Source organism: Ornithinicoccus sp. (assembly GCF_057176825.1).
The window spans coordinates 348,879-361,925 of the sequence record NZ_CM169976.1 but is presented as its reverse complement, the minus strand read 5'-3'; the positions used below and the strand labels follow the sequence as shown (position 1 = coordinate 361,925).

The following is a 13,047-nucleotide window of genomic DNA, read 5'->3' as shown; positions in this document are numbered from 1 at the left end:
GAATCCGGGCGCCCCGCGGGGTCGGTACGGCTATGAGAGACCTCGTGATCACCCAGAACATCACCCTCGACGGCTCCATCGAGATGCTGGGGGACTGGTTCGACCCCGCGGACCAGGACCCGGGCATGCTGGAGGCCACCCACGAACTGAGCGAGCGGGAGGACGCCCTGCTGCTCGGGCGGCAGACGTTCACCGACTTCCGCGGCTACTGGCCGGCGCAGGAGGACGACCAGACCGGCGTCACCGCGATCCTCAACGAGGTGCAGAAGTATGTCGTGTCCCGCACCCTGGAGGAGCCGGGGTGGCAGAACTCCACGATCCTGGGCGCCGACTGGCTCGACCGGGTGCATGCTCTCAAGGAGGAGTCGGGCCAGGAGATCGGCGTGACCGGGAGCATCAGGCTGTGCCACGCCCTGATCGGGGCGGGCCTGGTGGACGAGTACCGGCTGTTCGTCTACCCGGTCGTCCAGGGCCGTGGCCGCCGCCTCTTCCCCGGCGGGCACGAGGCACCGCGTCTCACCCTGGTCGAGAACCGCACCTTCGACAACGGGGCCACGCTGGTGCGCTACCGCCCCTGAGCGCCCGGTCCGGGCGTGGGGGAGACTGAGACCGTGGAGCCCCTCGTCGAGCCCGGCCCGGAGCTGACGGCCGAGCAGGTCAGCCGGTACTCCCGGCACCTGTTGGTGCCGCAGGTCGGCATGCTCGGCCAGCGCCGGTTGCGCAACGCCCGGGTCGCCGTCGTCGGGGCCGGCGGGCTCGGGTGCCCCGCGTTGTCGTATCTCGTGGCGGCTGGGGTGGGCGCGATCACCCTGATCGACGACGACGTCGTCGACGTGACCAACCTGCAGCGCCAGGTGCTGCACCGCGTCCAGGACGTCGGGACCCCCAAGGTGGCCAGCGCCGCCCGGGCGCTGCGTGAGCTGAACCCGGAGGTCTCGCTGAGCCCACGGCATACCCGCCTCACGACCGACACCGTGCAGGAGGTGCTGACCGGGCACGACGTGGTGCTGGACGGCACCGACAACTTCGATACGCGCTACCTGGTCAGCGACGCCTGCCGCGAGCTCGGGGTGCCGCTGGTCTGGGCCGCCGTGTTGCGCTTCGACGCGCAGATCTCGACCTTCGTCCCGGGCCTGCCGGAGTCGGTGACACTGCGGGACCTCTACCCGGTGCCGCCGCGGCCCGAGGACGTCCCCTCCTGCGCGGAGGCGGGCGTGCTCGGCGCGCTCGTCGGGCAGGTCGGCTCCATCATGGCCGCCGAGGTGGTCAAGCTTGTCGCCGGCTTCGGGGAACCCCTCGTCGGTCGGGTCCTGCTGCTGGACGCGCTCACCCAGCGCAGCCGTGAGGTGCCGTTGCGCCCGGTGGGCGCGCCCCCCGACCCTGGTGCGCGCCACCCGGACGAGACGCACGCCGACGGGCACGTCGTCCGCGAGGTGCTGCCGCTGCGCGAGCTGACTCCCCGGCAGGTTCGCGACCTCGACGCTGCGCTGGTGACGGTCCTGGACGTGCGTGAGCCGGCCGAGCACGCCATGGGCACCGTGCCCGGGGCCCAGCCCGTGCCGGTGGGCGAGGTGCTGACGTGGACCGGTGCGGACCTGCCGTCCGGCCCGGTCGTCGTCTACTGCAAGGCGGGGCCCCGTGCCGAGCGCGCCGCGGCCCACCTGATCCGCCTGGGCCACCCCGACGTCGCGCTGATGCACGGCGGGATCCTCGGGTGGATCGACCAGGTCGACCCTTCGCTTCCCCGGTACTGACCGGGTCGGTGCTGTCGTGACCCCCACCACCCCCGACCCGGCGGTGCCGGAGCACGACGTGATCGTGCTCGCGGGAGGCCGCGGCGAGCGTCTCGGGGGCATCGACAAGTCCGCGGTCGTGCTCGCGGGACGCTCCCTGCTGGACCGTGCCCTGGCGGCCGCCGCCGGGGCACGCCGGGTCGTCGTGGTGGGTCCGGTCGAGGTCCCCGACGGTGTCCTGGTCACCTCCGAGGAGCCACCCGGGGGCGGGCCAGCGGCCGGCATCGCGGCGGGATTCGCCGCCCTGGGTGACCCGGGCGGTCGACCGCCGTGGACCCTCGTGCTGGCTGTCGACCAACCCGGCGTCGCCCCTGCCGTCGCGGTGCTGCTGGACCGGCTGTCGGCGACCGCCGCCGACGTGGACGCGGTCAGCCCCGCGCACCCGGAGGGATACCGGCAGTGGCTCCTGTCGGCATACCGGACCCCACGGTTGGCCCGGGCCCTGGGTGACGTCGACTGGCACGGGACCTCGGTGCGGCGGTTGGTCGCCGGGCTGGTGTTCGCCGAGGTCGCGGTCCCGGCCGAGCACGTCGGCGACCTGGACACGTGGGAGGACGCGGCCGACTGGGAGCGGCGCCTGGGCGGCGCGGGAGGCGGGTGACCCGCGCGCGGCAGATCGGTGCCATGATGGCCGGACGACGAGCTCGGAGCATAAGCGCTGGGAGGAGTGATCGCCGATGGCGACCGTCCGCTACTTCGCGGCCGCCGCAGAGGCCGCCGGGGTCCAGGAGGAGCAGGTCCGGGCAGGCGACCTGGGTGAGCTCCTGGCACGCCTGGAGGAGTTGCACGGACCCGAGCTGGGCCGGGTGCTGGCGCGCAGCTCGGTGCTGTTCGAGGGCCGCTACGTCGACGACCGGGCCACGGCGCTGGACGCCGAGTCGGTGCTCGACGTGCTCCCGCCGTTCGCCGGCGGCTGAGGCGGGGCCCGACGCTCCTGACCGGCGGCTCAGCCGCCGATGGCCGACATCGGGCGTGGCGGCTGCAGGAAGTTTGGCTCGTTGATGCCGTGCCCCGGCATCTTGCCCGCCAGGCACTCCAGCACCAGGTCCGCCAGCTCCGCGTCGCTGGCGCCGGCCCGGAGGGGTCCGCGCAGGTCGGTCTCCCCCTGGGCGAAGAGGCAGTTGCGCAACTGGCCGTCGGCCGTGAGCCGCATCCGGTCGCAGGCCCCGCAGAACGGTGCGCTCACCGAGGCGATGACCCCGACCGTCGCGGGCCCCCCGTCGACCAGGAAGCGTTCGGCGGGCGCGCTCCCGCGCCCCGGCAGCGGCTCCAGGTCGTAGGCCGTGCGCAGCCGCGTCAGGACCTCCTCGCCGGTCACCATGCCCTCCCGGCTCCAGGTGTGCCCGGCGTCCAGCGGCATCTGCTCGATGAACCGCAGCTGGTAGTCGTGCTCCAGGGCGAAGGCCAGCAGGTCGACCGCCTCCCCGTCGTTGATGTCGCGCATCAGGACGGTGTTGAGCTTGACCGGGGTGAGCCCGGCCGCGGCGGCGGCCTCGATGCCGCGCAGCGTGTCGTCCAGCCGGTTGCGGCGGGCCAGCGTCGCGAACGTGTCGGGGTTCAGTGTGTCCAGGCTGATGTTGACCCGGGATCAGACCGGCGTCCACCAGGGCCGTGGCGGTCTTGTCCAGGCCGAGGGCATTCGTGGTCATCGAGACCTCGGGGCCGAGCGTGGCGGTGCCGGCGACGACGTCCACCAGGTCGGGGCGCAGCAGCGGCTCACCGCCGGTCAGCCGCACCTCGTCGATCCCGAGGTCCACCAGGACCCCGATGAGGTGGAGCAGCTCCTCGGTCGAGAGCAGGGTGTCCTTGGGCAGCCACGGCAGACCCTGGGCGGGCATGCAGTAGGTGCAGCGCAGCGAGCACCGGTCGGTCAGCGAGACCCGCAGGTCACGGTGCACCCGGCCGTGCCGGTCGACGAGGCGGCTCATCAGTGGTCCCACCCTCGTAGCTGGTCCAACAGGTGCGGCAGCAGCGGGGCCAGCGCCTCGACCGACTGGTCGACGGCCTTCAGGCTGCCGGGGAGGTTGACCAGCAGGGTGCCGGGCCCCTCCTGCGCGTCCGCCACCCCAATCACACCCCGGGACAGCGCGGCCAACGGGGTGTGCCGGGCCCCCTCCCGCCGCAGGTGCTCGGCCACGCCGTGCAGCTCGCGGGTGACCAGCGCACGGGTCGCCTCCGGGGTGAAGTCGCGCGGCGAGACGCCGGTGCCGCCGCTGGTGACCACCACGCGGTACCCCTCGGCGATGCCCTGCTCCAGCGCGGACCGGACCGGCTCCACACCGTCGGGCACCAGCGTCGGACCGGACACGGCATACCCCTGCTGCGTCAGCAGCTCGACCAGACGCGGGCCGGACCGGTCCTCCCGCTGGCCCCCCGCGGAGCGGTCGGACACGGTGATGACGAGCACCCGCTCGGGTGTCTCCTCGGTGTCCTGTCGCTGCGTCACCCTCCCCATGGTAGGTGCTCAGGATCTCGGCTGCCGCCCGGGTGGTGGCCGCTGACCTGCGCGTTCTTCGTATGCCGTGTCGCGCACCCGGGAGCGGGGGCACCGGCTCAGCCCGGCGGCGACCGGCCGGGCTTGCGTCGAGGGTTAGGAGTGCCTAACCTTGCTTCGTTTCGTCCCCCCTGTCAGGAGAACCCGCCCCCATGAACAGCCCCCTGCTCCGCCTCGGCACCCTCGGTGCCGCGCTGACCCTACTCGCCGCCTGCAGCACCGGCCCCGCGAGCACCTCCGACGGGGCGGGGGACGACGCCCCGGCCGACGACACCGGCGGCGAGACCGCGGACGCCCCGGCCTCCGACGCCTACCCGGTGACCGTGGAGCACGCGTTCGGCGAGACCACCATCGAGGAGAAGCCGCAGCGGATCGCCACCGTCGGGTGGGCCGACCACGACATGGTGCTGGCGCTGGGTGAGATCCCGGTCGGGGCGACCAACATCAGCTGGGGCGGGAACGGCGAGGGGTCCACGGACTGGTTCGACGCCACCCTCGCCGAGCTCGGTGGGGACCCGTCCGACATCACCCGCTACGACGACACCGACGGCGTGCCTGCGGATGAGATCGCGGCGTTGTCGCCCGACCTCATCCTGGGGACCAACTCCGGGCTGACCCAGGAGGACTACGACTCGCTGTCCAAGATCGCCCCGGTCGTGGCCTACCCCGAGACCGCGTGGGGAACCCCGTGGCGCGACTCCCTCGACCTGGTCGGGCAGGCCCTCGGCAAGGAGGAGCAGGCCCAGGAGATCCAGCAGGAGACCGAGGCGCCAGATCGAGCAGGCCCTCGCCGAGTACTCCGACCTGGAGGGCCTGAGCATGGCCTGGACCTGGTTCACCGCCACCGACCTGAGCACCATCGGTGTGTACACCGCGGTGGACCTGCGGCCCCAGATGATGCACGAGTTCGGGCTGGTCGACGCCGACGTCGTGACCCAGCTGACGGAGGACAACCCCGGCGCCTTCTCGGCGAACCTGTCGGCCGAGCAGGCCGACACCCTGGACGCTGACCTGTTGTTCGTCTACGTGGAGGACGACTCGCAGACCCAGCAGCTGCTCGACGACGGTCTGGTCGGCCAGATCCCCGCGCTGCGGTCCGGTGCCTACGTCGCGACCACCGACATGCCGCTGGTGACCGCGATGACCTCGCCCACCCCGTTGTCGATTCCGGTGGTGCTCGAGGAGTTCCTGCCGCTGGTGGCCGACGCGGCCGAGAACGTCGAGTGACCCACGGGCGGCGCACCTCGCGACGGGCCGCCGTCCTCCTGACGGTCCTGCTCCTCGCGACTGCCGTCGTCCTCTCGGTCACCGTCGGCTCCCGTTTCATCTGGCCCGGTGACCAGCTCGACGCCCTCGTCGGTCTGGTCACCGGGCAGGGCGAGGGTCATCCCGCGGAGGGCATCGTGCGCGGGCGGCTGGGCCGGACCGCGCTCGGCCTGGTCGTGGGCGTGGCGGTCGGGATGTCGGGCGCCGCGATGCAGGGGCTGACCCGCAACCCGCTCGCCGACCCGGGCATTCTCGGGGTGAACTCCGGCGCCGCGCTGGCGGTCGTCCTCGGGCTGCAGTTCGCCGGGGTCGCGACCGTCTCCGGCTATGTGTGGCTGGCGCTGCTCGGTGGTCTCGTCGCGGCCGCCCTGGTCTATGGCATCGCCACCATCGGGCCCGGCGGGTCCCAGCCGATGACGATGGTGCTGGCGGGCGCGGCACTCACCGCCGGGGTCACCAGCCTGATCGCCGGCATCCTGGTGAGCAACCAGGGAGCCCTCGAGCAGTTCCGCTTCTGGCAGGTCGGCTCGGTCGCGGGCCGCAGCCCCGGGTTCATCCTCGAGGTGCTCCCGCTGCTGCTGGTGAGCCTGGTCATCGTGGCGCTGTCCGGGCCGGTGCTCAATGCGACCGCGCTCGGGGAGGACCTGGAACGGGCGCTGGGCCAGCGGGTCCTGCTGGCCCGCGGCATCGTCGCGGTGGGCGCCGTCGGGCTGGCTGCCTCCGCCGTCGCCCTGGCCGGCCCGATCGCCTTCGTCGGGCTCGTCGTCCCGCACCTGGTGCGCCTGGTCAGCGGCCCCGACTACCGGAAGATCCTGCTGGGCAGCGCGCTCGTGGGCCCCATCCTGATCCTGACGACCGACACGCTGGGCCGGGTGGTGCTGCCGCCCGGTGAGATCCAGGTCGGCATCATGACGGCCGTCCTGGGTGCTCCCGCCCTCATCCTGCTGATCCGACGGGCGGCCCTGCGGTGACCGCCGTCCCCACCATGCGCCAAGCCGGCGCACCGGAGCCCCCGGAGACGGCGGGCGCACCCGACCTGGACGAGGTGGTGACCCGGGTCCGCGGGGCGCGGCGCGCACCGCGCCGCCGATGGAGCCTGGTGGTCGGGCTGCTGGTGCTGGCCTGGCTGGCGGCGTTCGCCAGCCGCGTCCTACTCGGCGACTACACGGTGACCGTGCCCGACTTCGTGCGCATCGTCACCGGCGCCGACATCCCCGGGGCGACCTACATCCTGATGGAGTCCAAACTGCCCCGCGCCCTTGCTGCCACCTTCGGGGGGCTGGCGCTGGGGGCCGCCGGCGCCACCTTCCAGACGATGACGCGCAACCCGTTGGCCAGCCCCGACGTCCTGGGGATAACCCTGGGGTGCAGCGCGGCCGCGGTCTTCACCCAGGTGATCCTGGGCGGCTCCGGGCCGGTCGTCTCCGCGGCGGCGCTCGTCGGGGGAGCGGCCGTGGCGCTCGCCCTGGTGCTGCTGTCCGGGGGTGCCCCGACCCGGATGATCCTGGTCGGCATCGCGTTCGCGGCCATGCTGACGTCGGTGATCCACTGGGTGCTGGTCCGGGCCGACGTCTACCAGGCGCAGGACGCCATGGTGTGGCTCACCGGCAGCCTCACCGGGGTCACCTGGCCGGAGATCGCCCGGCTGGCGGTGGTGGTCCCCGTCTGTCTGCTGGCGCTGCTCCTCGTGGGACGCCGGCTCCACGTCGTCGAGCTCGGGGACGACCTGGCGCACGGCCTCGGTGAGCCACCGGCCCGGGTGCGGCTGGCGGCGATCGCCCTCGTCGTGGTGCTGACCGCGGTCACCACCTCGGTCTGCGGGCCGATCGCGTTCGTGGCCTTCCTGTGCGGGCCGATCGCCCGGCGCCTGCTGCGGGGGCGCGCCTCCCTGCTGGCGGCCGCGCTGGTGGGCGCCCTCATCGTGGTGGCCGCCGACTACCTGGCCGCCTACGGGATGCCCGGCCGCAACTTTCCCGTGGGTGTGATCACCGGCCTGGCCGGCGCCCCGTTCCTGCTCTGGCTGCTGATCACCGGCCGGACCACCCCCAAGGAGACCGCGTGAGCACGCCGCTGCCGAGCAGGCCGGGCCATCCCACGGACCCGACGGCCACCGACGCGTCCGGTGCCCCACCCGGGGAGACCGGGCTGCGCGCCGAGGACATCTCCCTGGCCTACGACCGACGGGTCGTGGTGGAGGGGCTGCACCTGAGGGTGCCGGACGGGCAGGTCACGGCGATCGTGGGCGCCAACGGGTGCGGGAAGTCCACCGTGCTGCGGGGACTGTCCCGACTGCTCCGCCCGAGCCACGGCCGGGTGCTGCTGGACGGTGAGGACATCAACAGCCTGCCCACCAAGGCCGTGGCGCGGCGGGTGGGCCTGCTGCCCCAGTCGCCGGTGGTGCCCGACGGCATCACGGTCGCCGAGCTGGTGGCCCGGGGCCGACACCCGCACCACGGGCTGGTGCGGCAGTGGACCCCCGAGGACGAGCGGGTGGTCGCCGAGTCGCTGCAGTTGACCGACACGGTGGATCTGGCCTCCCGTCCCGTCGACCAGCTGTCCGGCGGGCAGCGGCAGCGCGTGTGGATCGCGATGGTGCTGGCCCAGCGGACCGGTCTGCTGCTGCTGGACGAGCCGACCTCGTTCCTGGACATCGCGCACGCCGTCGAGGTGCTGGACCTGGTGCGGGACCTGCGCAACGAGCACGGGACCACCGTGGTGATGGTGTTGCACGACCTGGCCCTGGCGGCCCGCTACGCCGACCACCTGATCGCGATGCGGTCCGGGGCGATCCTGGCCCAGGGCGCCCCGCGCGAGGTGGTGACCCCGGAGACGGTGCAGCAGGTGTTCGGCATCCCCAGCAGGGTGCTCTGGGACGAGGAGTCCGGAGACTGCAGCGTCATCCCGCGGGGCCGGCACCGGCCCACCTCGGCACCCGGGATCGCAGGGGACTGACGGCGGCGGTGCGTCCCGCGGTGGTCGGCGTCGTGATCAGCCGGTGAGGGACTGCCCCAGGAGGACACCGAGGCAGGCCGCGGCCAGGGTGAGGAGCAGGCTGCCCAGGGTGTAGGCAGCGGCCCGGCGCCAGTCGCCGTTGCGGGCCAGGCGCACGCCCTCCACCATGGCGGTGGAGAAGGTGGTGAAGCCCCCGCAGAACCCGGTGGCGCCCACCAGGTAGGCCGGGTGCGCCACCGGCCCGGTCGCCAGGAGCAACGCCGCCAGCAGTCCGATCAGGAACGATCCGGTGACGTTCACCACCAGGGTGCCGATCGGGAGCTCCCGGGGCCAGCGATCCCGGATGGCGCCGTCGAGGACGAATCGGCACGCGGCCCCGAACCCGCCGGTCACGCTGACGACCGCGAGGGTCAGCGGGGTCACCGGTCGCCGCCCGGCGTGATCCGCGCGGCGGTGGCCATGCCGAGGACGCAGGCGACCAGGCCGGCCCCGACGCTGCCCACGCCGTAGCCCACGGCCAGCAGCAGGTCCCCGCTCGTGAGCAGTTGTTGCAGCTCCAGGGCGAGCGCGGAGTAGGTGGTGAAGCCCCCCAGCACGCCGGTGCCCAGACCGAGGCGGAGCAGTCGGCCGCGCCCCGTCTCCGGCCCGCGCCGCAGCAGGGACTCCAGCAGCAGCCCGAGGAGGAACGCGCCGACCAGGTTGACCAGCAGGGTCGCGACGGGCAGTCCCGCCTCGTGCGGGAGCCACTCGGCGAGTGCGGCCCGGCCCGCGGTCCCCACGGTGCCTCCCGCCGCGACCACCAGCAGCAGCACCGGCTCGCGGTGCGCCGGTCGGGTCACGACCTGGCGCCGCGCACGTGGACCGGCACCACCAGGACGGGACGTTCCTGGGTGTGGGCCAGGCGCGCGGCGATGGAGCCGCCGACCACCTCGTTCATCCACCCGGCGAAACCAGGTCGGCGGGTGCCGACCACCACCATCTCGGCCTCGAACCGGCGGACCGCCTGGCTGAGACCGGCGGCCACATCGCCAGAGCCGTTCTCCAGGCGCCAGCTGATCGGGCTGTCACCCAGGGCGTCCTGCACCAGGGCGAGCAGGTCGGGCTCGAGGACGACGGCGTCGGCGCCCAGCTGGTCGGGATCCAGCGGGGTGGTCAGGACGGAGCCGTCCGCCCCGGTATCGAAGATGATCTGGGTGCTGTCGACCCAGACGCACACCAGGCCCGCCCCCATCGGCAGGGCGACCTCGGCAGCGCGTTGCAGCACCCGGCGGTCCTGGCCGGGCTCGATGCCCACGACCAGGCAGCGCCGGGGCTCGTCCCCGGACCAGCGGCCGTACCCGGAGGGGCGCGTGCTCTCCACGCTTCGAGGCTAGCGGGTGCTGAGGCCTCAGGGGGAGCCCCTACTCCTGGGCGAAGGCGGCGTCGAAGGAGGCGCTCGGCGGGTCGAAGTCGAGCCGCTTGAGGAACTCCAGCGCCTCGGGCGCGCCCTGCAGGCGGTCCATCCCGGCGTCCTCCCACTCGACCGAGATCGGGCCGTCGTAGCCGATCGAGCGCAGCGCCCGCAGACAGTCCTCCCACGGCACGTCGCCGCGGCCCGTGGAGACGAAGTCCCAGCCCCGCCGTGGGTCGCCCCACGGCAGGTGGGAGCCCAGTCGGCCGTTGCGGCCGTTGCCGATCCGCATCCGGGTGTCCTTGCAGTCGACGTGGTAGATCCGGTCGGCGAAGTCGGTGATGAACCCGACCGGGTCGATGTCCTGCCACAGCATGTGGCTGGGGTCCCAGTTCAGCCCGAAGGCCTCCCGGTGCCCGATGGCCTCCAGCGCCCGCACAGTCGACCAGTAGTCGTAGGCGATCTCGGAGGGGTGCACCTCGTGGGCGAACCGGACGCCGCACTCGTCGAAGACGTCCAGGATCGGGTTCCACCGGTCGGCGAAGTCGGTGTAGCCGGCCTCGATCTGCGCGGCGGGCACAGGCGGGAACATCGCGACGTACTGCCACACCGAGGACCCGGTGAACCCGACGACGGTGTCGACCCCCATCCGCTGCGCCAGTCGTGCCGTCAGCTTCAACTCCTCGGCAGCCCGTTGCCGCACGCCCTCGGGATCCCCGTCGCCCCACACGGTCGAGCCGACGATCGACCGGTGCCGCTCGTCGATGGGGTCGTCGCACACCGCCTGGCCCTTGAGATGGTTCGAGATCGCCCAGACCCCCAACCCGTGCCGGCGCAGGATCTCCAGCCGGCCCTCGACATACTCCTCGTCGTCCCACCGCCAGGCGTCCAGATGCTCCCCGGACACCGCGATCTCCAGCCCGTCGTAGCCCCAGCCGGCGGCGAGCCCGGCGACCTCCTCCAGCGTCAGGTCGGCCCACTGGCCGGTGAACAGGGTGAAGCGGCGTGCCATGGTGTCTCCTTGGTCGGTGCGGCGTCTCTAGTTTCCGGTCTCCACGCGGCGACCGCCGTCCGCCGCGCTGGCCTCGACCGCGTCGAGCACCCGCTGCACGGCGAGCCCGTCGGTGAAGTCGGGGTGGATCGGCCCGTCGGTGTCGATGGCGCGCAGGAAGTCGGCGGCCTGGGAGGTGAAGGTGTGGTCCCAGCCCAGCACGTGGCCGGCGGGCCACCAGGCCTGCAGGTAGGGGTGGTCCGGCTCGGTGACCAGCACCGTGGCCGCCCCGTCATCGCCCGCGCCGAGGACCTGCAGCTCGTTGAGCCGCTCCAGGTCGAACCGGATCGACCCGCGGGTGCCGTAGAGCTCGACCTGCAGGGCGTTCTTGCGGCCGGTCGCGACGCGGCTCACCTCCAGGCTGGCGACGACACCGGAGGCCGTATGCAGTGTGGCCCACGCCGCGTCGTCGACGGTCACCTCCTCGGGCCCGTCGGGTCCGGGGCGCTCGGGGACGAAGGTGCGCAGCTCGCCGCTGGCGGCGGTCACCGGCTCCCCGAGCAGGTGGTGCAGCTGGTCGACGGCGTGCGAGCCGAGGTCGCCCAGCACCCCGGAGCCGGCGGTCTCCCGGCGCAACCGCCAGGTCATCGGTGCCTGGTCGTCGCTCAGCCAGTCCTGCAGGTAGCTGAGCCGGACCTGCCGCACCTGCCCGATGCGGCCCTCCCGGACCAGGTCGCGGGCCAGGGCCAGGGCCGGGACGCGGCGGTAGTTGAAGCCCAGCATGACGCGCCCGGCACCGGGGGCGGCGGCCGCCGCCACCAGCTCCTCGCACTCGGCGACGGTGTTGGCCAACGGCTTCTCCACGAGGACGTGCTTGCCGGCGGCCAGCGCGGCGAGGGCGACCTCGGCGTGCAGGTGACCGGGGGTGCACACGTCGACGATGTCGATGTCGTCCCGCTCGACGACCCGCCGCCAGTCGGTGGCGGCCTCGGCCCAGCCGAACTGCGCGGCAGCCTCCTTGACGCGGGCGTCGTCCCGACCGACGAGCACCTGCTGGCGCACCCCGGGGACGTCGGGGTAGAAGGCGGCGACGTTGCGCCAGGCGTTGGAGTGGGCCTTGCCCATGAAGGAGTAGCCGATGACGGCCACCCCGAGTGTTGCCGGGGCGGGCGATGCCGGGCTGGTCGGGTGCCTCATGCTGGGTCCCCCTGGGTGGGTCGGTCGGTGGTGAGCGTGCGCAGGAAGGCCAGGCCGTCTGCGGCCAGCGCGTCCTGGCTCGGCGCCAGTGGGCGCCAGATGGAGGCGGCGGTGGCGATGGAGGCGTTGTCGGCGGTGAAGCTCTCGATGCTCAGTGCCCCGGCGTAGCCGACCTCGTCGAGCGCGTCGACCAGGGCGGGCCAGTCGGTCTGGTCGCCGCCCGGTGCTCCGCGGTCGTTGCCGCAGACTTGCAGGTGCACCAGGTGCTTGCCGGCGCGGCGGACGGCGTCCGCGGAGGAGCGCTCCTCGATGTTGAGGTGGTAGGTGTCCAGGGCGAGGCCGACCGCCCCGTCGGCCAGCAGGTCGCCCAGGCCGGTCAGGGCCTGCTCCACCGTGTTGACCAGGGACGTCTCGTAGCGATTGAGGGGCTCGATCCCGAGCCGCACCCCGGCCGCCCGGGCATGGTCCACGACGGGCGCCAGGTGCTCGCGCCACTGCTGGTATGCCGACGCGCGCCCCTCGGGGGTCAGTCGCCAGACCCGGCCGGTGGCCGCGTAGAACGGGCCGCAGACGGCGGGCGCCCCGACGGCGTGCGCCAGGTCGACACAGGCCCGCAGGTAGTCCTGGGTGGCGACCACCGTCGCCGGGTCGGTGTCGACCAGGTCACGGCCGGGCGCCATGGCCCCCACGACATACGGACGCAGTGCGGTGTCGGCCAGGGCGGCGGACACCGCGGGCGGGGAGAGGTCGCCGGGGTTCTCCAGCGGCAACTCGACGGCGTCGAAGCCCAGTGCCGCGACGTGCGCGAGCAGACCGGGCAGGTCCGCGTCGGTCAGCGGCGAGGTCCAGACCCAGGTGTTGATGCCGAGGGGTCGCACGGTGGGCACGCTCCTGCACGGGGATGGCCGGGGGTGGCCGGTGGGTGGTCGGGGGCAAGGGACGGCGGGCCCGTCCGCAGCCGAAG

General features: G+C 73.4%; 16 protein-coding genes and 2 pseudogenes. 9 read left to right on the top strand and 9 right to left on the bottom strand.

Annotated elements, in window-relative coordinates:
- Window positions 1–32: 32 nt before the first annotated feature.
- From AC1QRC_RS01870 to AC1QRC_RS01855, 4 genes are all read left to right on the top strand, one after another.
- Entirely contained in the window at window positions 33–578 is a 546-nt protein-coding gene (locus AC1QRC_RS01870; protein WP_484205168.1) for a dihydrofolate reductase family protein, read from the top strand.
- Between the two features lie 33 nt (window positions 579–611).
- On the top strand, window positions 612–1,754 hold the full coding sequence (gene moeB, locus AC1QRC_RS01865; protein ID WP_484205167.1) for a molybdopterin-synthase adenylyltransferase MoeB: 1,143 nt from the start codon (window positions 612–614) through the stop codon (window positions 1,752–1,754).
- A gap of 16 nt (window positions 1,755–1,770) precedes the next feature.
- Window positions 1,771–2,394, top strand: coding sequence for an NTP transferase domain-containing protein (locus tag AC1QRC_RS01860; RefSeq protein ID WP_484205166.1), 624 nt, complete (start codon window positions 1,771–1,773; stop codon window positions 2,392–2,394).
- A gap of 76 nt (window positions 2,395–2,470) precedes the next feature.
- The gene (locus tag AC1QRC_RS01855; RefSeq protein ID WP_484205165.1) at window positions 2,471–2,710 is read left to right on the top strand and encodes a MoaD/ThiS family protein; all 240 of its coding nucleotides are present in this window, start codon (window positions 2,471–2,473) and stop codon (window positions 2,708–2,710) included.
- A gap of 29 nt (window positions 2,711–2,739) precedes the next feature.
- On the opposite strand, the pseudogene moaA reads toward AC1QRC_RS01855, so the two are convergent.
- The 3 genes and pseudogenes from moaA to AC1QRC_RS01840 all read right to left on the bottom strand — a co-directional run bounded on the left by moaA (window position 2,740) and on the right by AC1QRC_RS01840 (window position 4,780).
- A pseudogene (gene moaA, locus AC1QRC_RS01850) lies at window positions 2,740–3,721 on the bottom strand (GTP 3',8-cyclase MoaA).
- Complete coding sequence (locus AC1QRC_RS01845) at window positions 3,721–4,239, bottom strand: MogA/MoaB family molybdenum cofactor biosynthesis protein (RefSeq protein WP_484205164.1); 519 nt, start codon at window positions 4,237–4,239, stop codon at window positions 3,721–3,723. Before AC1QRC_RS01845 ends, moaA begins: the two are co-directional and overlap by 1 nt.
- A gap of 358 nt (window positions 4,240–4,597) precedes the next feature.
- The gene (locus tag AC1QRC_RS01840) at window positions 4,598–4,780 is read right to left on the bottom strand and encodes a hypothetical protein (protein ID WP_484206732.1); all 183 of its coding nucleotides are present in this window, start codon (window positions 4,778–4,780) and stop codon (window positions 4,598–4,600) included.
- Between AC1QRC_RS01840 and AC1QRC_RS01835 the strand changes: the two are divergent.
- The 5 genes and pseudogenes from AC1QRC_RS01835 to AC1QRC_RS01815 form a co-directional block, all read left to right on the top strand.
- Window positions 4,692–4,991 (top strand): annotated as a pseudogene (locus AC1QRC_RS01835) (ABC transporter substrate-binding protein); the annotation flags it as partial. The gene AC1QRC_RS01840 and the pseudogene AC1QRC_RS01835 overlap by 89 nt on opposite strands.
- Before the next feature lie 115 nt (window positions 4,992–5,106).
- The gene (locus tag AC1QRC_RS01830; RefSeq protein ID WP_484206731.1) at window positions 5,107–5,514 is read left to right on the top strand and encodes a hypothetical protein; all 408 of its coding nucleotides are present in this window, start codon (window positions 5,107–5,109) and stop codon (window positions 5,512–5,514) included.
- A complete protein-coding gene (locus AC1QRC_RS01825) occupies window positions 5,511–6,524 on the top strand; it encodes a FecCD family ABC transporter permease (RefSeq protein WP_484205163.1) in 1,014 nt (337 codons plus the stop codon). Before AC1QRC_RS01830 ends, AC1QRC_RS01825 begins: the two co-directional genes overlap by 4 nt.
- A complete protein-coding gene (locus tag AC1QRC_RS01820) occupies window positions 6,521–7,615 on the top strand; it encodes a FecCD family ABC transporter permease (RefSeq protein ID WP_484205162.1) in 1,095 nt (364 codons plus the stop codon). Before AC1QRC_RS01825 ends, AC1QRC_RS01820 begins: the two co-directional genes overlap by 4 nt.
- Window positions 7,616–7,698: 83 nt before the next feature.
- Window positions 7,699–8,505: an ABC transporter ATP-binding protein gene (locus AC1QRC_RS01815; RefSeq protein ID WP_484206718.1), complete on the top strand. Its 807-nt coding sequence runs from the start codon at window positions 7,699–7,701 to the stop codon at window positions 8,503–8,505.
- A gap of 36 nt (window positions 8,506–8,541) precedes the next feature.
- Here AC1QRC_RS01815 and AC1QRC_RS01810 read toward each other — a convergent pair whose 3' ends face one another.
- Genes AC1QRC_RS01810 through AC1QRC_RS01785 form a run of 6 tightly spaced genes read right to left on the bottom strand, consistent with a single transcriptional unit; the run spans window position 8,542 to window position 12,961 of the window.
- Window positions 8,542–8,928, bottom strand: a complete 387-nt coding sequence (locus tag AC1QRC_RS01810) for a fluoride efflux transporter FluC (protein ID WP_484205161.1) — start codon at window positions 8,926–8,928, stop codon at window positions 8,542–8,544.
- Window positions 8,925–9,344, bottom strand: coding sequence for a fluoride efflux transporter FluC (locus AC1QRC_RS01805; protein ID WP_484205160.1), 420 nt, complete (start codon window positions 9,342–9,344; stop codon window positions 8,925–8,927). The genes AC1QRC_RS01810 and AC1QRC_RS01805 overlap by 4 nt, the downstream gene beginning before the upstream one ends.
- On the bottom strand, window positions 9,341–9,865 hold the full coding sequence (locus AC1QRC_RS01800; protein ID WP_484205159.1) for a universal stress protein: 525 nt from the start codon (window positions 9,863–9,865) through the stop codon (window positions 9,341–9,343). The genes AC1QRC_RS01805 and AC1QRC_RS01800 overlap by 4 nt, the downstream gene beginning before the upstream one ends.
- Window positions 9,866–9,905: 40 nt before the next feature.
- The gene (locus AC1QRC_RS01795; RefSeq protein WP_484205158.1) at window positions 9,906–10,907 is read right to left on the bottom strand and encodes a sugar phosphate isomerase/epimerase family protein; all 1,002 of its coding nucleotides are present in this window, start codon (window positions 10,905–10,907) and stop codon (window positions 9,906–9,908) included.
- 27 nt (window positions 10,908–10,934) lie between these two features.
- Complete coding sequence (locus AC1QRC_RS01790; RefSeq protein WP_484205157.1) at window positions 10,935–12,083, bottom strand: Gfo/Idh/MocA family protein; 1,149 nt, start codon at window positions 12,081–12,083, stop codon at window positions 10,935–10,937.
- Entirely contained in the window at window positions 12,080–12,961 is an 882-nt protein-coding gene (locus AC1QRC_RS01785; RefSeq protein ID WP_484205156.1) for a sugar phosphate isomerase/epimerase family protein, read from the bottom strand. Before AC1QRC_RS01785 ends, AC1QRC_RS01790 begins: the two co-directional genes overlap by 4 nt.
- Window positions 12,962–13,047: the final 86 nt, after the last annotated feature.

Coding starts and splice junctions, on each gene's coding strand:
- AC1QRC_RS01870 (WP_484205168.1), top strand. CDS start 33: ATGAGAGACCTCGTGATCACCCAGAACATCACCCTCGACGGCTCCATC.
- AC1QRC_RS01790 (WP_484205157.1), bottom strand. CDS start 12,083: ATGAGGCACCCGACCAGCCCGGCATCGCCCGCCCCGGCAACACTCGGG.
- AC1QRC_RS01855 (WP_484205165.1), top strand. CDS start 2,471: ATGGCGACCGTCCGCTACTTCGCGGCCGCCGCAGAGGCCGCCGGGGTC.
- AC1QRC_RS01795 (WP_484205158.1), bottom strand. CDS start 10,907: ATGGCACGCCGCTTCACCCTGTTCACCGGCCAGTGGGCCGACCTGACG.
- AC1QRC_RS01830 (WP_484206731.1), top strand. CDS start 5,107: ATGGCCTGGACCTGGTTCACCGCCACCGACCTGAGCACCATCGGTGTG.